Genomic DNA, 18,470 nt, shown 5'->3' on the forward strand with positions numbered 1-18,470 from the left:
CCGGCGCCCGCCGCGCGGCCGGGGGACGTCGCCGCGGGCTATGCCGAGGCGCGGCGCTGTCTGGCCGCCCTGCGGGTGCTGGACCGGGCCGGACAGGGCGCCGCCGCCGAGGACTTCGGCTTCCTCGGTCTGCTGCTGGCCGGTACCCGCGAGGGCGCCCCGGCCGGCACCGGCGTCCAGGACTTCGTGCACCGCACCGTGGGCGCGGTCATCGACTACGACGAGCGGCGCGGCACCGAACTGATCCGCACGCTCGACGCGTACTTCGCCGGTGGGATGAGTCCGGCCCGTACGAAGGACGCCCTCCACGTGCACGTCAACACGGTGGCGCAGCGGCTGGAGCGGATCGGGCGGCTGCTCGGCCCCGACTGGCAGTCGCCCGCCCGCTCCCTGGAGATCCAGCTCGCCCTGCGGCTGCACCGACTGGCCTCGACCGTAGGCTATTGAGCCGAGGCCGAACGGGCCTTGCGCCCCGCTCCCTCCGACGCCGGACGCGGGGAGGGGGCCGAGGTCGGTTCCACGGCGGCCAGATCGCGGTCCCGGGTCTCCTTGGCGACGCCCACGGCCACCAGGGTGAGCAGGGCCGCCGCGATCACATAGAGGGCGATCGGGGTGGCGCTGTCGTAGTCGGCCAGGAGCGCGGTGGCGATCAGCGGGGCGGGCGCACCGGCCGCGACGGACGAGAACTGCGCACCGATCGACGCCCCCGAATACCGCATCCGGGTCGCGAACATCTCGGAGAAGAACGCCGCCTGGGGCGCGTACATCGCCCCGTGGAAGATCAGCCCGACCGTCACGGCGAGCAGCAGGGCCGGGAAGCCCTTGGTGTCGATGAGGAGGAAGAAGGGGAAGGCCCACGCGCCCACACCCGCCGCGCCCAGGAGATACACCGGGCGGCGCCCGATCCGGTCCGACAGCGCGCCCCAGGCCGGGATGACCGCGAAGTGCACGGCCGAGGCGATCAGTACGGCGTTGAGCGCGGTCTGCTTGCCGAGGCCCACATGGTCGGAGGTCGCGTAGACGAGGACGAAGGCGGTGATGACGTAGTAGCCGATGTTCTCGGCCATCCGCGCGCCCATGGCGATCAGCACATCCCGCCAGTGGTGGCGCAGGACCGCCACCAGCGGCATCTTCTCGGCGGCGTCCGCGCCGCCGTCCGTGGCCGCCTTACGGGCCTCGGCCCGGGCCAGCGCCGCCTTGAACACCGGCGATTCATCGACAGAGAGACGAATCCACAAGCCGACCACCACCAGCACGCCCGAGAGCAGGAACGGCACCCGCCATCCCCATGACTCGAAGGCGCTGTCGGAGAGCAGGGCGGTCAGCGCGGAGAGCACCCCGGTGGCCAGCAGCTGCCCCGCCGGGGCGCCGGTCTGCGGCCAGGACGCCCAGAACCCGCGCCGCCGCGCGTCCCCGTGCTCCGACACCAGCAGCACCGCCCCGCCCCATTCGCCGCCCAGCGCGAACCCCTGGAGCAGACGCAGCGCGGTGAGCAGTACGGGTGCCGCCGAACCGACCGTGGCGTGGGTGGGCAGCAGCCCGATGGCGCAGGTCGCGCCGCCCATCATCAGCAGACTCAGGATCAGCAGCTTCTTACGGCCGAGCCGGTCGCCGTAGTGGCCGAAGACCAGGGCGCCGACCGGCCGGGCGGCGAAGCCGACCGCGTACGTCAGGAACGAGAGCAGCGTGCCGACGAGCGGATCGGAGTCCGGGAAGAAGAGCTTGTTGAAGACGAGCGCGGCGGCCGAGCCGTAGAGGAAGAAGTCGTACCACTCGATGGTGGTGCCGATGAGGCTCGCGGCGACGATACGGCGCAGCGAACCGGGTGGGGTCGGGGGAGCGGAGGCCGGGGAATCCGGGGTGGGCATGGGTCACCACTTCCGAGCGGGGTGCGGGGACGGTTTTGTGTTGCCACACCGTAGAAATGCGCTCTTCGGCTCGGATATGTAGGCGGGCGACATACTTCGCCCGGCCACTGTGGTGAGGTGCCTCGCCCGGACCCTCGCCCCGGCGCCTCCACATCGGACCGCCCGGACGACGTCCTCCGGCCCGCGCTCCCGGAGAGCAGGCGCTCCCGGAGCAGGAGGCGCTCCCGGAGAGCAGGCGCTCCCGGACCCCGCCTAGTCGGCGCGCCCCGCGCGCGGCCGCCGCACCTTGCCGAGCTGGAGCATGGCGGCGTTGAGCTGCTCCGCGGTGAGCGAGGGGGCAGGGAGCGGATGGGACCCCTCGGGGCGCAACCCGTCCAGCAGCAGGAACAGATAGCGGCGCCAGGCCAGCGGCGCGGCGACCGTCGAGCCGGGGACCGCGCGGCCGAGTGCGGCCAGCATGAACTGAAGGTCCTCCGCGGTGGCGTCCTTCCGGACCGCGCCCTGTTCCTGGGCGCGGCGCAGGAGGACGTCGAGTGTCTTCGCGTTCTCCTTACGGAGCGCGTCGAGCGAGGGGACGCCCTGTATACCGGTGGTCATCAGATCGTTGGTGCCCCGGTCGGCGGCGAGCAGCCCGAAGATGCGCTCAAGATAGGCCGTCAGACCGACCCAGGCGTCGACCGCCGAGCGGGCCTCCTCCGCTGCCCGCAGAATGTCCCGAAGGGAATCGCCGAAAACCGCCTCGATGAGTTCCGCCCGGCCGGCGAACCGCCGGTAGAGGGTGGCGCTGCCGACTCCGGCCCGACGGGCGATGTCGTCGAGCGGGGCGTCCACCCCCTGATCCGTGTAGATCTCCCGGGCGGCGGTTATCAGCATCTCGCGATTGCGCCGCGCGTCTCGGCGCAATGGTGTCTCTTTCTCCACACGGCTGCCCATGGCCCGCAACCCTAACACTAACCGGGGGAATCTCTCCGGTTAGGTGTTAAGATCATCGACAGAACGGGGAACGATCCCCGGTTCTGGCTTCGGGGGAAGCCGTCAACCGACTGAGGGGATCACATGCCCCAGGATCTGTCCGCGCTCGGCGCGGATTTCGTCGTCAACCCGTATCCGGTCTATGCGCGACTGCGGGAACGGGGCCCGGTCCACCGGGTGCGCACGGACGCCTCCGGTGTGTTCTGGCTCGTCGTCGGCCATGAAGAGGCCCGCGCCGCGCTGACCGATCCCCGGCTGAGCAATGACGTACGTCACTCGGCCGCGTGGCAGGACGACGGCGGCAATGCCATCGGACGGAACATGGTGCAGACCGACCCGCCGCACCACACCCGGCTGCGGGGGCTGGTGGCCCGCACGTTCACCCCGGGGCGGATCGAGGCCCTGCGCCCCCGCGTCCAGCGGATCGCGGACGAACTCCTGGACGCCATGGTCCCGCTGGGCCGCGCGGATCTCGTCGAGGACTACGCGCTGCCGCTGCCCCTGGCCGTCATCTGCGAGCTGCTGGGTGTGCCGGAGACGGACCGTAAGGCGTTCCACGACTGGTATCTGGAGAGCACCGACCTGACCTGCCCGGAGACCGCAGGTGCCGCCGCCCAGGCCCTGACGGGCTACTTCGCGGAGCTCATCGAGTCCAAGCGCAGGGCCCCAGGCGACGAGCTGCTCAGCGCCCTGGTCCGCACGATGGAGGGGGACGGCGACGCGCTCTCCGCCGAGGAGATGCTCGGCATGACGTTCGTGCTGCTGGTCGCCGGCTACGAGACCTCCGCCAACCTGATCTCCAGCGGCACCCTCGCCCTGCTCCGCCACCCCGGGCAACTGGCCGCGCTGCGCGCCGACTGGTCGCTGCTGGAGGGCGCGATCGAGGAGATGCTGCGCTACGACGGCCCGGTGGAGAGCGCCGCGTTCCGTTTCACCCGGGAGCCGGTGGAGATCGCCGGTACGGCCATCGCGGCCGGGGAGCCGGTCGCGGTCGCCCTGGCCGCCGGGTCGCGTGACCCCCGGCGCTTCGCCGAGCCGGACCGTTTCGACATCCGGCGCTCGTCGCGCGGCCATCTCGCCTTCGGGCACGGCGTGCACCATTGCCTGGGCGCCCCGTTGGCCCGGCTCGAAGGGGCCGTCGCCTTCCGGGCCCTGCTGGAGCGCTGCCCCGATCTCGCCCTGGACGGCGATCCGGCCGAACTCGCCTGGCGGCCCAGCCTGATGCTGCGCGGCCTGCGGCGCCTGCCGGTACGTTTCTCCACCGCCCCGGACGCCTGAGTTCCCGCCCACGGGACGTGCGCCCTGGCCGGCCGCGGCCGTGCACGCCCGCCGGACCCCGGCAACCTGATGGACCCCTGCAACCCGGCGGACTCCGGCAACCTGATGGACCCCGGCAACCCGACGGACTCGACGGACCGCGGTGGCCGACCACCGCGGTCCGTGGGGCAGGGCGGTCAGCGTGGTTCCGGAATCATCCGCAGGGGACCGGCGGTGAGGCTCATCTGCGGCCTTGGCCGGATCTTCGTCCCCGGAATCGGGCGCATCCGCCAGCGGCCCGCGATCGCGGCCAGGGCCAGCGTCGCCTCCGTCATACCGAAGACGTCGCCGATGCACTTGCGGCTGCCGCCGCCGAACGGCAGATATGAGTTCCGTGCCACGTCCTTGGCACGCTCGGGGAGCCAGCGGTCGGGGTCGAAGGACTCCGGGTCGGGGAACAGCGCGGGATCGCGGTGCATCACATACGGGCTGATCAGCACGTCCGACGCGGGGGGCAGCCGCCGCCCGCCGAGCTCGGTGGCCTCGGTGGTGGTCCGGGTGAAGAGCCAGGCGGGCGGGAAGAGCCGCAGCGCCTCGCTGAACACCCGCTGGGTGTGGGCGAGCCGGGGGACGTCGGCGTAGACCGGGGCCCGCCCGCCCAGCACCTCGTCCACCTCGGCGTGCAGCGCGGCCTCGGCCCGGGGGTTGCGGCCGAGCAGGAACCAGGTCCAGGTCAGCGCGGAGGCGGTGGTCTCGATCCCGGCCAGCAGCAGGGTCATGACCTGGTCGTGGATCTCCTGGTCCGACATCGTGCCGCCGGTCTCGTCGTCCTGTGCGGCGAAGAGGGCGGAGAGCACATCGCCGCGGTCGCCGTCGTCCGCCGCCTTGTAGTCGTCGATCATGCGGTCGATGAGCTGGTTGAGCCGGCGGAGCGCGTCGTCGAAGCGCCGGTTCGCCGCGAGCGGAAGCCTGGCCAGCAGCCCGGTGGGGTCGATCGCCTGCCGGTAGGCGCCCTCCACGACGATGGGCAGACAGTGCTGGATCTCGGCCACGGCGTGCGGCGCCATATCGGTCGAGAAGAGCGCACGGGCCGTCACCCGCGCGGTGAGCGCGAGCATCTCATGGCTGACGTCGATGGGCCGCCGCGCCGACCACGCCGTCGACTCGGCCGCGCACGCCTCCTCCATCACCTCGGCGTACTTGGCGATCCGGGCGGCCTGGAAGGCGGGCTGCACCAGTCGGCGCTGCCGGCGGTGGTCCGCCCAGTCGGAGGTGATCAGGCCGTTGCCCAGGATGGGCTTCGCCTTCTCCTTCACCGGTCCGCCGGTGTCGTAGATCCGCGCGTTCACCAGCACCTGCTGGACCAGCTCCGGATGACAGGGCAGAAAGACGGGCCGGGGCCCCAGCCGGAGCTCGACCAGATCGCCGTGGGCGGGCAGGGAGGCCAGGAACTGAAGCGGCTTGCGGCCCATGAGCAGGGCATGGCCGGCCAGCGGAAGCCCGCCGGGGGCGAGGGCGTGCCGCCAGTGGCGCGTCGCCGGGTGCTGCGCGGTCCTCATGCGGAAGATGTCCTTCATTCGCGAGGTGGGGTACGGAAGGTACGGGGCGTCCGGTCCGGGGCGGCCCCCGGACCGGACGGTGTCAGCGCGGCTCGCACACCATGGGCAGCGGGCCGGGTTCGAGCGTCGCCTTCGGCTCGGGGCGCAAGGTGGTCCCGGGCACCGGGCGAAGACGCCACCGGCTCGCGATCGTCGCCACGATGAGGGCGGTCTCGGTCAGCGCCAGGACGTCCCCGATGCACTTGTGGCTGCCCGCGCCGAACGGGAGCAGCGCCCCGCGCGGCACCTCCTCGGCGCGGTCGGGGAGCCAGCGCTCGGGGTCGAACCGCTCGGGGTCGGGGAACAGTTCGGGGTTGTGGTGCAGCGCCTGGGCGCTGTAGAGGATCATCGTGCCCGCCGGGATCGTCCGGCCGCCGAGTTCGGTCTCGGCCGCCGTGACCCGCATCGCCATCCAGGACGGCGGGTACAGCCGCAGCGACTCGGTGATGACCCCGCGGGTGTACTCCAGGGACGGCAGGTCCTCGAAGGTGGCGACGCGACCCTCGAGGACCTCGTCGATCTCGGCGTGCACCCGCTTCTCCACCTCCGGGTGGGCACCCAGGAGATGGAAGACGAAGGCGAGGGTGGAGGCGGTGGTCTCGCTCCCGGCGACCAGGAAGGTGACCACCTGGTCCAGGACCTCGCCGTCGTCCAATCCCCTCCCGGTCTCGGGGTGTTCGGCGCGCAGCAGCGTGGAGAGCAGATCGCCGTGGTCGGTGCCGGAGCGCCGCCGGTCGCGGATCATCTCGTCCACGATCTGCCGCAGCCGGGCGTTGGCCCGGTCGTAGCGCCGGTTGCCCGGCGTCGGGAGCTTCTCCATGATCCCCAAGGGCGCCATGGTGCGTTTGTAGATGCCGTCCGAGACGGTGCGCAGACAGTGGCGCGCCTCGTCGATCGTCGCCTCGTCGATCCCGGTGGAGAACAGGGTCCGCGCGGCGACCCGCATCAGCAGGGCGTGCATGGTGTCGCTGATGTCCAGGGTCCGCCCCGGCTCCCAGGAGCCGATCGCGGCGCGGGTGTCATCGGCGACCGCGGCGGTGTAGGCGGAGATCTTCGGGGTGTGGAACGCGGGCTGGATCATCCGCCGCTGGTGGCGGTGTTCCTCGCCCCGGGAGACCGAGAGGCTGTTCCCGAGCAACTGCCGCGCCTTGTCGAAGACCCCGCCCTTGTCGAACGTACGGGGGTTGAGCAGCACATGGCGCACCAGCTCCGGATGGCAGACCAGATAGGCGCGGCTGGGGCCCAGCCTGACCTCCACCAGATCGCCGTGGGCGGGCAGGGAGGCCAGGAACTGGAGCGGTTGGCGCCAGAGCGCCAGGGTGTGCCCCAGCAGCGGCACCGAGCCGGGCGCCGTGCCGGTGGTCCAGGAGCGCTCCGGCTGTGCGGAGCTCTTCGCGGGAGTCACGGTTCCCCGTTCCCTCACCGGATGCGGGAGTTGACGTCGTTGACGGCCGTCTTGTAGCGCTTGTTGCTGGTGGTCCAGACGAAGTTGCCGTAGATCAGATCGAGGAAGACGTCCTGCGTCAGCTGGTCGAACGCCTTGATGCACTCGATGTCCTCGATCATGTCGTCGAGGCGGGCCTGGAAGAACTCCTTGAACGCCGTCTCGTCGCTCACATCGCAGAGCCGGAAACAGTTGGTGATCTGTCCCAGGGAGACCTCGCGGTCATAGGAGTAGAAGTCGTTGACGATGGTGAGTCCGCGGGTGGTCATCCGTGCGGCCAGGCTTGTCTTGGCGTGTTCGGTGAACTCCGGATGCCGGTAGATCGGATACGACATCTTCATCCAGAAGTCGACACCGATGTCCGTGACCCGGAAACGGAAATACTGCTCCGGGGACGTGGTGCACAGCGCCGCCTTGATGGGCGAGTCGCGGAACATGTGGTCGCTGGTGACGAAGGCGCGCGCCGCCTCGTACGCGACCTCCGCGTCCCCGGGGCCGTAGTATTTCTCGCAGATCTTGCGCAGCTGGGGCAGGAAGAGATCGAAGTCGTGCAGCGCGGGATCCATGTCGTCCCATACGAAGGTCGCGCAGTTCAGGACGCAGACGGCCTTGAACGCCTCCATGTCCTTGATATGGCGGGGGCTCTGGGACCAGAGCACCACCCCCACATAGGAGATCCAGCGCTCATCGGAAACCGATTTGCCGAGGGGGGCCACCGCCGCGTTGCAGTCGTCTATGACCTCGCGCAGTTCGGCGTCGGTCAATTCGACTTTGGTGGGCCGGGTGACGACGTAGCGGTCGAACATCTCCTGGAAGCGTCGGGTGCACTCCTCCAGGTACGGGCGGACGCTGGTCCGGCTGATGTCCTGGGCCCCGGCCGTGGAAGGTCCGGTCGTCATGAGTTCCTCACAGTGGCCATGCGGGCGATCTGCTTGAGCGCGTGGACCGCGTCCGCGGTGAATGGGGCGTCGTCGAGGGCCCGCAGGGCCTGCGTCCGGCGGTCGTCGATCATCTGCTCGACGGCCTCCCGGGCGGTGGTGGCGGCGAAGATCTCCTGAACGGTCGCGGCGTCCCGCTCGTCCAGCAGCGGATTGCCGATGAGGCTGCGCAGCCGCGCCGCCTGGACGCTGTCGGAGCCGCGCAGGGCGAGCGCGATCAGGGTGGTGTTCTTCCCGGCCCGCAGATCGTCCAGCTGGGACTTGCCGGTCGACTCCGGATCGCCGTACACGCCCAGCAGATCGTCGCGCAGCTGGAACGCCTCGCCCAGTGGCAGGGCGTAGGCGCTGATCGCCTCCATGGCGTCCGGGCCGGCGCCCGCGATGGCGGCTCCGACGTGCAGCGGACGCTCGATGGTGTACTTGGCGGTCTTGTACCGGATGACGGTGAGGGTGGCCTCGATGTCGTCGGTCAGTTCCCCGGTGGCCTGGAGATCGAGGTACTGGCCCAGCATCACCTCGGTGCGCATCTCCGACAGCAGCGGCAGTACGGCGTTGAATTGGGCGGGGGTGAGGCCGGCCGAGTGCAGGAGCTCGTCCGACCAGGTGAGTGCGAGGTCGCCGAGCAGCACCGCCCCGCCGACCCCGAACCGCTCGATCTGATCGGGCCTGCGGTCGGCGGCGCACAGCGCGGCCAGGGTGCGATGGATGGTCGGCCGGCCGCGGCGGGTGTCGCTGTCGTCCATGACATCGTCGTGAATCAGCGCGAAGGCGTGGAACATCTCCAGGCAGGCGGCCACCCGGAACACCGCCTCGGTGTCCTCCCCGTTGCCGACGGCCTGCCAGCCGGTGACACACAACAGGGGGCGTATGCGTTTTCCGCCGGACAGGAAATCCCGGAGCAGCCCGGAGAGATACGGCAGATGGTGTTGCGGTGTGGTGCGGGCCTTGGCCGCCAGAAAGTCTTCGAGTACGACGTCCACCGACTCACGGACGGTATCCGCATCCAAGCGGCCGGGGCTGAGCGTGGGTGTGGTCATGCGACTGACTCCTCCACGTCGAAATGTCGAAATCCGTTGATTAACGAGAAAAAACAGGAACGCGGAAACCCCTGCTTTGTATGGAAAAGATGGATTGCCGATCGTGCTGAGTACGGCACCATGAAGGCGGACGCAGGGCACTACCGCCGCCCCATGGCCGAAGTGCCGAACGCGCCGCGATGGGCGCGCGTAGTTCAGACGCTCAGGGAGCCATGGGGCAGGCGCGGTCGGGTCATTTCCGCGCATGGAATCCGGGCCGGGCCGCAATGGGGTCCCGGCGGGCGCGGCACCCGCGTGGACATCATCGTTTCGATGGATGCCAGGTGCGCGCGGGTACACTCAATTACGTCCACTTATTCCCCCTGAGTGCCGCCGGTCCCCCCACTCGGACATGAGCAGTCTAGACGCAAGATCGACGGATTCGGAAGCCCGTTCTGCTATCGCGCCTATCACTTGGCGGGCGGGGGTCCGGGGTGCTGTCGCCGTGCCCGGTGCGGTCCGAAACCGGGCAACCCGCCCCGTACGCGCCGAGTGTCAGGGAAATACGCCGCCGCGCAATATGCGCGCGGTGATTTCGTTGAAAGCTGAACGGGCCCCGCCTTCACTCGGCGGGGCCCGTTCAATAGCGCGTCGGTATCACACCTTGCGGTAGTCGTACGCCTCCGAGGCCGCCTGGAGCACCGCCTCCACATCCGCCCCGGTGGAGGCGGTGACGAGCGCCGCGACCGCGCCCTCCACGAGCGGCGCGTCCACCAGCCGGGTGCCCTCCGGCAGTTCGTCGCCCTCGGCCAGCAGTGCCTTGACGGCCAGGACCGCGCTGCCCAGGTCCACCAGGACCGCCACTCCTGCGCCCCGGTCGACCGCGTGGGCCGCCTCCGCTATGAGCTCGGGACTGGTGCCGAACCCGCCGTCCTCGGTGCCGCCCGCGGCGCGCACCGGCGCGGTGCCACCGCCGGACAGCCCCTTCGCCATCTCGGCCACCGAGTCGGCCACCGCCGCGCTGTGCGACACCAGGACTATGCCGACCAGCTTCTTCTCGCTCTCGTCGGTCATCGCGCCGCCTCCGCGAGCGCCGCGATGAGCAGCGCCGACGAGGTGGCGCCCGGGTCCTGGTGGCCGACGCTGCGCTCACCCAGATAGCTGGCCCGGCCCTTGCGGGCCAGCATCGGCACGGTGGCCAGCGCCCCCTTCTCGGCGGCCTCGCCCGCGGCCGCGAACGACCCGGCGCCCGCGCCCAGCGCCTCGACGGCGGGGAGCAGCGCGTCCAGCATCGTCTTGTCGCCGGGCGCGGCACCGCCGAGCTGCGCCACCGCGTCCACCCCGGCCCGCAGCGCGTCCGCCAGCTGCTGCGGGGTGATCCGCTCGGCGTCGCCGAGCGCCTTGCCCGCGCGCCGCAGCAGCGTGCCGTACAGCGGTCCGGAGGCCCCGCCCACCTTGGAGATCAGCTGGCGCCCGGCCAGGATGAGCGTGGCCCCGGGCGAGCCCGGGGGCTCCTTCTCCAGCGCCTCGGCCACGGCGGCGAAGCCGCGCTGCATGTTGGTGCCGTGGTCGGCGTCGCCGATCGCGGAGTCCAGATCGGTGAGACGGGCCGCCTCACGGCTCACGGACGCGGCCGCGGCGGTGAGCCATCGGAGGAAGAAAGGGGTGTCGAGCACGTCGTCGACGGCGGGTTCACTGCTGGACACAGACGCCTCCTCGGGGAGTAGCCAACGGCGACAGGGTACGTATCGTGGGCCGCCCGGCCTCAGGCGCCCCAGCGCAGCCCGGCGGTCCGCACGGGCGCGTCCCACAGCCGCAGGAGGTCCTCGTCGACCTGGCACAGCGTGATCGAGGCGCCCGCCATGTCGAGTGATGTGACGTAGTTGCCGACGAGCGTACGCGCCACCGCCACCTGCCGCTCGCCGAGCGCCCGGTGCACCTCGGCGGCGAAGCCGTACAGCTCCAGCTGCGGGGTCGCCCCCATGCCGTTGACCAGCAGCAGCACCGGATTGTCCGGGCGCAGGTCCTCGACCACCACCTCCACCGCGTAGTCGGCGATCTCGAGGGAGGTCATCATCGCCCGCCGCTCACGCCCCGGCTCGCCGTGGATGCCCACGCCCAACTCCAGCTCCCCGGCGGGCAGATCGAAGGTGGGGCCGCCCTTGGCCGGGGTGGAGCAGGCGCTGAGCGCGACGCCGAAGCTCCGCGAGAGCTCGTTCACCCGCCGGGCGATCGACTCCACCCGCTCCAGCGGCGCGCCCTCGTCGGCCGCCGCGCCCGCGATCTTCTCCACGAACAGGGTGGCGCCGGTGCCGCGCCGGCCGGCCGTGTAGAGGCTGTCGGTGACCGCCGCGTCATCGTTGACCAGGACCTTGGCGACCTGGATGCCCTCGTCCTCGGCGAGCTCGGCGGCCATGTCGAAGTTGAGTACGTCGCCCGTGTAGTTCTTGACGATGAACAGCACGCCCTTGCCGCTGTCCACCGCGGCCGCCGCGCGCACCATCTGATCCGGTACGGGGGAGGTGAACACCTCGCCGGGACAGGCGGCGTCGAGCATGCCGGGCCCCACGAAACCGCCGTGCAGCGGTTCGTGTCCCGACCCGCCACCGGAGATCAGTGCCACCTTGCCCTCGACCGGCGCGTCCCGCCGGACGATCACCCGGTTCTCGATGTCGACGGTCAGCTCGGGGTGGCAGGCGGCCAGTCCGCGCAGCGCGTCGGCGACCACGGTCTCGGGGACGTTGATGAGCATTTTCATGGGTGTGTCCGTCCTCCGCCGGATGGGGGCTGTGCACCGCTGCAACAGCCTACGGATCCGTCACGTCAATGGCACCCCTTGGACACTGAGCCGAATGGCCTAATAGGACGAAAAAGGTACATAGGCATCATATGGTGCGCGCATGGAGAATACTGCCGCATCGGCGGCCGCCGTGCTGCCCCCGCGCCCCCAGCCCCGCCAGCCGCGGCGGTACCGTCGACCGGCTCCCTGGCTCGGCCTGGTCGCCATCGGATACGCCGTGGTCCAGCTCGCCATGGTGATCCCGCACACCGGTCACGCGCTCGGCTGGGACGAGTCCGTGTACGTCTCCCAGGTCGATCCGCGCACCCCGCCCGCGTACTTCAGCGCACCCCGCTCGCGCGGCGTCAGTCTCCTGGTCGCGCCCGTGGTCGCCGCGACCGACTCCATTCCGGTGCTGCGCGTCCTGCTCATGCTGCTGTCCGCGGGCGCGCTCTACGGCGCCTTCCGGGTCTGGACCCGGCTGCTGCCCCCGCCCCAGGTCGCCCTGGCCGCGCTGCTCTTCTCCGGGCTGTGGATCACCCAGATCAGCGGGCCCGCGGTGATGCCCAACCTCTGGGTGGCCATCGGCGCCGTCGCCGCCGTCGGCTGGTTCCTCCGCGCACCGGACGAGCCCAACGCCCGCTGGTGGCTGGCCGCCGTCCTCGCGGGCGTCACCCTGGTGCGCACCCCCGACGGGGGATGGCTCGCCCTGCCGCTGCTGATCGGCGCCATCGGGGTGCGCACCTGGCGCCCCGCCCTGCCCGCGCTGATCGGCGGACCGCTGCTCGGCGCCGCCCAGTGGATCGGCGAGGCGTACGACCGCTTCGGTGGCATCGGGGGGCGGCTGAACGTCTCCAGCCATGTCGAGGGCGGTATGGGGCTCCACTTCAGCGTGGGCGCCGCGCTGCGCAGCCTCAACGGACCCCAGCTGTGCCGCCCCTGCGAGGTGCCGCTGCGCCACCCGGAGCTGACCGTGTGGTGGCTGGCGCTGCCCGTGCTGACCCTCCTCGCCGTACACGCCGCCCTGCGCGACCGCCAGGAGCTGCGCCGGGTGCGGGTGGGCCTCGGCCGCCCGGCCGCCCGGCCCCCCGCCGTGCCGCTGACCCTGCTGCCCATCGTCTGCGCGGCCGCACTCGCCCTGCCCTATCTGCTGCTCATCGACTACTCCGCACCCCGCTTCCTGATGCCCTCCTACGCCTTGCTGGCGCTGCCGATCGCCGGGCTGGTGTTCCGCGCCGTACGGGCCGCGCGCTCACCGCAGCATCTGGCGGTGGCCCTCGGGGTGATCGTCACGCTCCATCTGGCCAGCCAGTTCGTCATCCTCGACCACACCGCGAAGCAGTCCGACACCACCACCGGGCGCTACCGCACCGCCGCGCAGGGGCTTCAGCGGCTGGGGCTGCGGCCGCCCTGTCTGGTGACCGGCGACCGCGCCCTGCCCATCGCGTACCACGCGGGCTGCTCCTCCGCCCAGACCAGCGGGAACAACCGGTCCACCACCCTGCCCTCGCTGCTGCGGCGCGCCGCCCGTGAACCCACCGCGCTGCTGCTGCGGCGCGGCCAGGCCCGGCCCCCGTCCTACGCCCGCACCTGGGTGGGCTATCCGCTGCCGGGCACCGAGTGGAACGCGTATCTGCCCCCGGACCAGGCGCGGGAGTGGGAAGCCGCGAAATCCCGACAGGAGACGTCCGGAAACGGCGCGAGCATGGGCGCCATGACGACGACCTACCCGACCACCAGCTGGGCCGGATTCGAGGCGGCCGAGCCCACCTTCGCCGGCTACGCCCAGGACCGCTTCCGGCGCTACCGCCACCATGTGCTCGCCACCCTCCGCCAGGACGGCTCCCCGCGGGTGACCCCGCTCGAAGTGACCTTCCTCTCCGGTGAGCTGTGGCTGGGCATGATGCCGGACTCGCGCAAGGCGCTGGACCTGCGCCGCGACCCGCGGTTCTCGGTGCAGGCCAACCCCGGCCCGGGGGACGGGCTGACCGAGGGAGACGTACGGGTGAGCGGCCGGGCGGTCGAGGTGACCGACCCCGAGGCGGTCGCCCGCTTCGCCGAGGCGGTCCGGCCGCCCGAGCCCTTCCACCTCTTCCGCACCGAGGTGACCGAGGTGGTGCACACGGCCTCGGAGAACGGGGAGATGGTGCTGCGGACCTGGCGCCCCGGCCGGCCGGTACAGGTGGTGCGGCGCGGCTCCGACGACAGCCCGCCGCGGGTGGAGGGCTGAGGCCCGGGCCGTGGACCGGGTCGACGGGCCCGGTCCACGGCCCTTCCGTATTGTTGGAACACGTTCTACCGTGCCCCTCGATCCCAGGACGCTCCCAGCCCGCCGTCACGGCGCACGCGAGACTCCAGGAGGGGCCGTGGACCTCGAATACACCCCTGATCAGCGGCGGTTGCGCGATGAGCTGCGCGCGTACTTCGCCGAACTGGTCCCCGACGACGCCTACGCCCGCTACGCCGATTCCACCGGGCAGAAGCGGTTCTACCGCGCGACCATCCGCCGGCTCGGCTCGGACGGCTGGCTGGGGGTGGGCTGGCCACAGGAGTACGGCGGGCGCGGGCTCGGCCCGGTCGAGCAGTTCATCTTCTTCGACGAGGCGGCCCAGGCCGGGGTGCCGCTGCCGCTGATGGCGCTCAACACGGTCGGGCCCACGATCATGCGGTTCGGCACCGAGGAGCAGAAGGGGTACTTCCTCCCCAAGGTCCTCTCCGGTGAGATCGACTTCGCCATCGGCTACAGCGAGCCCGACGCCGGTACCGACCTCGCCTCGCTCAAGACCCGCGCGGTGCGCGACGGCGACGACTACATCATCAACGGTCAGAAGACCTGGACGACCAACGGCGACACCGCCGACTGGGTCTGGCTCGCGGTCCGCACCGACCCGGAGGCCAAACCCCACAAGGGCATCAGCATCCTGCTCGTCCCGACCGGCGACCCCGGCTACTCCGCCACCCTCATCAGGACCCTCGCCTCGCACGACACCACCGCCAGCTACTACGAGAACATCCGCGTCCCGGCCACCCGCCGCGTCGGCGCCGAGAACGAGGGCTGGCGCATGATCACCACCCAGCTCAACTACGAGCGGGTCACCCTCGCCGCCCACGGCACCATGGCCATCCGCGCCCTGCGCGGCGTCCGCCAGTGGGCCGCCGACACCAAGCTCCCCGACGGCCGCCGGGTGATCGACCTGGGCTGGGTGCGCGGCCGGCTGGCCCGTACGCACGCCCGGCTGGACGCCATGAAGCTGCTCAACTGGCAGATGGTGGAGGCCCTCCAGCGCGACGCCCTCACCCCGCAGGACGCCTCCGCCGTCAAGGTGTACGGCTCGGAGGCGCGCCGCGACGCCTACGCCTGGCTGATGGAGATCGTCGGTGCCGCCGGACCGCTGAAGGAGGGCTCGGCGGGCGAGGTCCTCCACGGTGAGCTGGAGCGCGGCTACCGCAGCAGCGTCGTCTTCACCTTCGGCGGCGGCAACAACGAGGTCCAGCGGGAGATCATCTCCTGGATCGGCCTGGGGATGCCACGGGTGCGCCGCTGAGCCGCCGCGACGGCGCTTCCCGCGAGGGCACCGGTCAGGCGCCGGCGCGGGCCGCCCCGGTCAGGCAGGGCGCCCCCGGTCGGCCGCCGACGCCCCGGTCAGCCGCCGACGTACTCCGCCAGGTGCTCGCCGGTGAGGGTGGAGCGGTCGGCGGCGAGGTCGGCGGGTGTGCCCTCGAAGACGACCTCGCCGCCCTCGTGGCCCGCGCCGGGGCCGAGGTCGATGATCCAGTCGGCGTGTGCCATGACGGCCTGGTGGTGCTCGATGACGATGACCGACTTGCCGGAGTCGACCAGCCGGTCGAGCAGCCCGAGCAGTTGCTGCACGTCGGCGAGGTGCAGCCCGGTGGTCGGCTCGTCGAGGATGTAGACACCGCCCTTGTCGGCCATGTGCACGGCCAGCTTGAGCCGCTGCCGCTCACCGCCGGACAGCGTGGTGAGCGGCTGGCCGAGGCGGAGATAGCCGAGCCCGACGTCCGCCATCCGCTGGAGGATCCTGTGGGCGGCCGGTGTGCGCGCCGCACCGCCGCCGAAGAACTCCTCGGCCTCGACCACCGACATCGCGAGCACCTCGCTGATGTCAAGGCCGCCGAGGTGGTACTCGAGCACCGACGCGTCGAATCGCCGACCGTCGCACTCCTCGCAGGTGGTGGCGGTGCTCTGCATGATCGCCAGGTCGGTGTAGATGACGCCGGCGCCGTTGCAGGTGGGGCAGGCGCCCTCGGAGTTGGCGCTGAACAGCGCCGGTTTGACGCCGTTGGCCTTGGCGAACGCCTTGCGGATCGGGTCGAGCAGCCCGGTGTACGTGGCCGGGTTGCTCCGCCGCGAGCCGCGGATCGGGGTCTGGTCCACCGAGACCACACCCTCCGGGACCGGGATGGAACCGTGGATGAGCGAGCTCTTGCCGGAGCCGGCGACACCGGTGACCACACAGAGCACGCCGAGCGGAACGTCCACGTCGACATCACGCAGGTTGTTCGCCGTCGCGCCGCGGATCTCCAGCGTGCCGGTGGCCTTACGCACCGTCTCCTTGAGCACCGCCCGGTCGTCGAGGTGGCGGCCGGTGACGGTGTCGCTGTTGCGCAGCCCCTCGACGGTCCCCTCGAAACAGACGGCGCCGCCCGCCGTACCGGCGCCGGGTCCGAGGTCCACCACATGGTCGGCGATGGCGATCGTCTCCGGTTTGTGCTCCACCACGAGCACCGTGTTGCCCTTGTCCCGCAGCCGCAGCAGCAGGTTGTTCATCCGCTGGATGTCATGGGGGTGCAGACCCGTGGTGGGCTCGTCGAAGACGTAGGTGGCGTCGGTGAGCGAGGAGCCCAGGTGGCGGATCATCTTGACGCGCTGCGCCTCGCCGCCGGAGAGCGTGCCCGAGGCCCGGTCGAGCGAGAGGTAGCCGAGGCCGATCTCCACGAACGAGTCCATGGTGTGCTGGAGCTTGGCGAGCAGCGGCGCCACCGACGGCTCGTCCAGCCCACGGATCCATTCGCTCAGGTCGCGGATCTCCATCGCGCAGGCGTCGGCGATGCTGACCTTGCCGATCCGGGAGGACCGGGCCGGCTCGCTCAGCCGGGTGCCGTCGCATTCGGGACACCGGGCGAAGGTGACCGCCCGGTCCACGAACGCCCGGATATGCGGCTGCATCGACTCGCGGTCCTTGGCGAGGAAGGTCTTCTGGAGCTTCGGGATCAGCCCCTCATAGGTGAGGTTGACGCCGTTGATCTTCACCTTGGTGGGCTCGCGGTGGAGGAAGTCGTGCCGCTCCTTCTTGGTGTACTCACGGATCGGCTTGTCCCTGTCGAAGAAGCCCGACTCGGTGATGACCCGCACGACCCAGCCGTCCCCGGTGTAGGTGGGGATGGTGAACGGACCCTCGGAGAGCGACTTGGAGTCGTCGTAGAGCTGGGTGAGGTCGATGTCGGAGACCGTGCCCCGGCCCTCGCAGTGCGTGCACATGCCACCGGTGCGGCTGAAGGACACCTTCTCGGTCCTGGTCTTCTCGGCGCCGCGGTCGACCGTGAACCCACCGCTCGCGGAGACCGAGGCGGTGTTGAAGGAGTACGCGCCGGGCGGGCCGATATGCGGCTCGCCGAGCCGGCTGAAGAGGATGCGCAGCATCGCGTTGGCGTCGGTGGCGGTGCCGACCGTGGAGCGGGGATCGGCACCCATCCGCTGCTGGTCCACGATGATCGCGGTGGTCAGCCCCTCGAGCACATCGACCTCGGGCCGCGCCAGCGTCGGCATGAAGCCCTGCACAAAGGTGCTGTAGGTCTCGTTGATCAGCCGCTGTGACTCCGCGGCGATCGTGTTGAACACCAGCGAGCTCTTGCCCGAGCCCGAGACGCCGGTGAACACCGTCAGCCGGCGCTTCGGGATCTCGATGCTGACGTCCTTGAGGTTGTTCTCGCGCGCGCCGTGCACGCGGATCAGATCGTGGCTGTCGGCGGCGTGGGGCGCAGGCGACCGCGTGCCCGTCTCCGTGGCCATGCTCATCGTGTCTCCATCTGTTCGGGCGGGGACCGTCTTCGCGGTCCCCGCCGGTGTCGCCTGGCTCGACCTGGCCGGCTTCGAACAATACGTCCGGTTCGCGGGTCGTGGCCGCCGTCGCAGGAGGGCTCAGCGCAGCTCGTTGATGCGGATCATGTTGCCCGCGGGGTCGCGGAAGGCGCAGTCGCGAATCCCGTACGGCTGCTCGGTCGGCTCCTGGACGACCTCGGCGCCGCTGCTCCGCACCCGGGCGAAGACGCCGTCGAGGTCGGCGGTGGCCAGGGTGAGGCGGGCGTAGCTGCCCTTGGCCATCATCTCCACGATGGTGCGGCGCTCGTCGTCGGTGATGCCGGGGTCGAGGGCCGGAGGCTCCAGGACGATGGAGGTTCCGGGCCGGCCGGCGGGGCCGACCGTGAGCCAGCGCATTCCGTCGTACCCGACGTCCTTACGGATCTCGAAGCCGAGGGTGTCGCGGTAGCAGGCCAGGGAGGCGTCCGGGTCGTCATGCGGAAGGAAGGTCCAGTGAATGGTGAGGTCCATGGCGGTCACGCTAGCCGCGCCCTTCTG

General features: G+C 71.1%; 15 protein-coding genes. 4 read left to right on the plus strand and 11 right to left on the minus strand.

Features of this window, described 5'->3' with window-relative positions; genetic code table 11:
• Nucleotides 1-447 (plus strand): PucR family transcriptional regulator (locus NQU54_RS33465; protein WP_257634309.1); only part of this gene is annotated, 447 nt, incomplete at its 5' end.
• Here NQU54_RS33465 and NQU54_RS33470 read toward each other — a convergent pair.
• Together NQU54_RS33470 and NQU54_RS33475 are read right to left on the minus strand one after the other, a co-directional pair.
• Complete coding sequence (locus tag NQU54_RS33470; protein WP_257634310.1) at nucleotides 441-1,868, minus strand: MFS transporter; 1,428 nt, start codon at nucleotides 1,866-1,868, stop codon at nucleotides 441-443. The two genes, NQU54_RS33465 and NQU54_RS33470, sit on opposite strands and share 7 nt — an antisense overlap.
• A gap of 252 nt (nucleotides 1,869-2,120) precedes the next feature.
• Nucleotides 2,121-2,801 carry a TetR/AcrR family transcriptional regulator gene (locus NQU54_RS33475; RefSeq protein WP_257634311.1) on the minus strand — a complete coding sequence of 227 codons (681 nt, stop codon included), beginning with the start codon at nucleotides 2,799-2,801 and terminating at the stop codon, nucleotides 2,121-2,123.
• A gap of 123 nt (nucleotides 2,802-2,924) precedes the next feature.
• Here NQU54_RS33475 and NQU54_RS33480 point away from each other — a divergent pair, with 123 nt between their 5' ends.
• On the plus strand, nucleotides 2,925-4,118 hold the full coding sequence (locus NQU54_RS33480) for a cytochrome P450 family protein (protein WP_257634312.1): 1,194 nt from the start codon (nucleotides 2,925-2,927) through the stop codon (nucleotides 4,116-4,118).
• 176 nt (nucleotides 4,119-4,294) lie between these two features.
• Here NQU54_RS33480 and NQU54_RS33485 read toward each other — a convergent pair whose 3' ends face one another.
• The 7 genes from NQU54_RS33485 to dhaK all read right to left on the minus strand — a co-directional run bounded on the left by NQU54_RS33485 (nucleotide 4,295) and on the right by dhaK (nucleotide 11,851).
• Nucleotides 4,295-5,656 carry a cytochrome P450 gene (locus tag NQU54_RS33485; protein ID WP_257634313.1) on the minus strand — a complete coding sequence of 454 codons (1,362 nt, stop codon included), beginning with the start codon at nucleotides 5,654-5,656 and terminating at the stop codon, nucleotides 4,295-4,297.
• An 82-nt stretch (nucleotides 5,657-5,738) separates the two neighbouring features.
• Entirely contained in the window at nucleotides 5,739-7,100 is a 1,362-nt protein-coding gene (locus tag NQU54_RS33490; RefSeq protein ID WP_257634314.1) for a cytochrome P450, read from the minus strand.
• Between the two features lie 14 nt (nucleotides 7,101-7,114).
• Nucleotides 7,115-8,038 carry a terpene synthase family protein gene (locus NQU54_RS33495; protein WP_257634315.1) on the minus strand — a complete coding sequence of 308 codons (924 nt, stop codon included), beginning with the start codon at nucleotides 8,036-8,038 and terminating at the stop codon, nucleotides 7,115-7,117.
• A complete protein-coding gene (locus NQU54_RS33500; protein WP_069871350.1) occupies nucleotides 8,035-9,114 on the minus strand; it encodes a polyprenyl synthetase family protein in 1,080 nt (359 codons plus the stop codon). The genes NQU54_RS33495 and NQU54_RS33500 overlap by 4 nt, the downstream gene beginning before the upstream one ends.
• A gap of 636 nt (nucleotides 9,115-9,750) precedes the next feature.
• Nucleotides 9,751-10,167, minus strand: coding sequence for a dihydroxyacetone kinase phosphoryl donor subunit DhaM (dhaM, locus tag NQU54_RS33505; RefSeq protein ID WP_257634316.1), 417 nt, complete (start codon nucleotides 10,165-10,167; stop codon nucleotides 9,751-9,753).
• Nucleotides 10,164-10,769 (minus strand): dihydroxyacetone kinase subunit DhaL, encoded by a 606-nt coding sequence (dhaL, locus tag NQU54_RS33510; protein ID WP_069871533.1) that lies wholly within the window; start codon nucleotides 10,767-10,769, stop codon nucleotides 10,164-10,166. The genes dhaM and dhaL overlap by 4 nt, the downstream gene beginning before the upstream one ends.
• Nucleotides 10,770-10,858: 89 nt before the next feature.
• The gene (gene dhaK, locus NQU54_RS33515) at nucleotides 10,859-11,851 is read right to left on the minus strand and encodes a dihydroxyacetone kinase subunit DhaK (RefSeq protein WP_257634317.1); all 993 of its coding nucleotides are present in this window, start codon (nucleotides 11,849-11,851) and stop codon (nucleotides 10,859-10,861) included.
• Nucleotides 11,852-11,993: 142 nt separating this feature from the next.
• Between dhaK and NQU54_RS33520 the strand changes: the two genes are divergently transcribed.
• Nucleotides 11,994-14,102 (plus strand): pyridoxamine 5'-phosphate oxidase family protein, encoded by a 2,109-nt coding sequence (locus tag NQU54_RS33520; protein WP_257634318.1) that lies wholly within the window; start codon nucleotides 11,994-11,996, stop codon nucleotides 14,100-14,102.
• Nucleotides 14,103-14,238: 136 nt separating this feature from the next.
• Entirely contained in the window at nucleotides 14,239-15,417 is a 1,179-nt protein-coding gene (locus NQU54_RS33525) for an acyl-CoA dehydrogenase family protein (protein WP_257634319.1), read from the plus strand.
• Between the two features lie 98 nt (nucleotides 15,418-15,515).
• On the opposite strand, the gene NQU54_RS33530 is transcribed toward NQU54_RS33525, so the two are convergent.
• Both NQU54_RS33530 and NQU54_RS33535 read right to left on the minus strand, forming a co-directional pair.
• Nucleotides 15,516-17,909: an ATP-binding cassette domain-containing protein gene (locus NQU54_RS33530; protein ID WP_257634320.1), complete on the minus strand. Its 2,394-nt coding sequence runs from the start codon at nucleotides 17,907-17,909 to the stop codon at nucleotides 15,516-15,518.
• Nucleotides 17,910-18,032: 123 nt separating this feature from the next.
• Entirely contained in the window at nucleotides 18,033-18,443 is a 411-nt protein-coding gene (locus NQU54_RS33535) for a VOC family protein (RefSeq protein WP_257634321.1), read from the minus strand.
• Nucleotides 18,444-18,470: the final 27 nt, after the last annotated feature.

Source organism: Streptomyces malaysiensis subsp. samsunensis (genome assembly GCF_024519315.1).
Lineage (GTDB): Bacteria > Actinomycetota > Actinomycetes > Streptomycetales > Streptomycetaceae > Streptomyces > Streptomyces malaysiensis.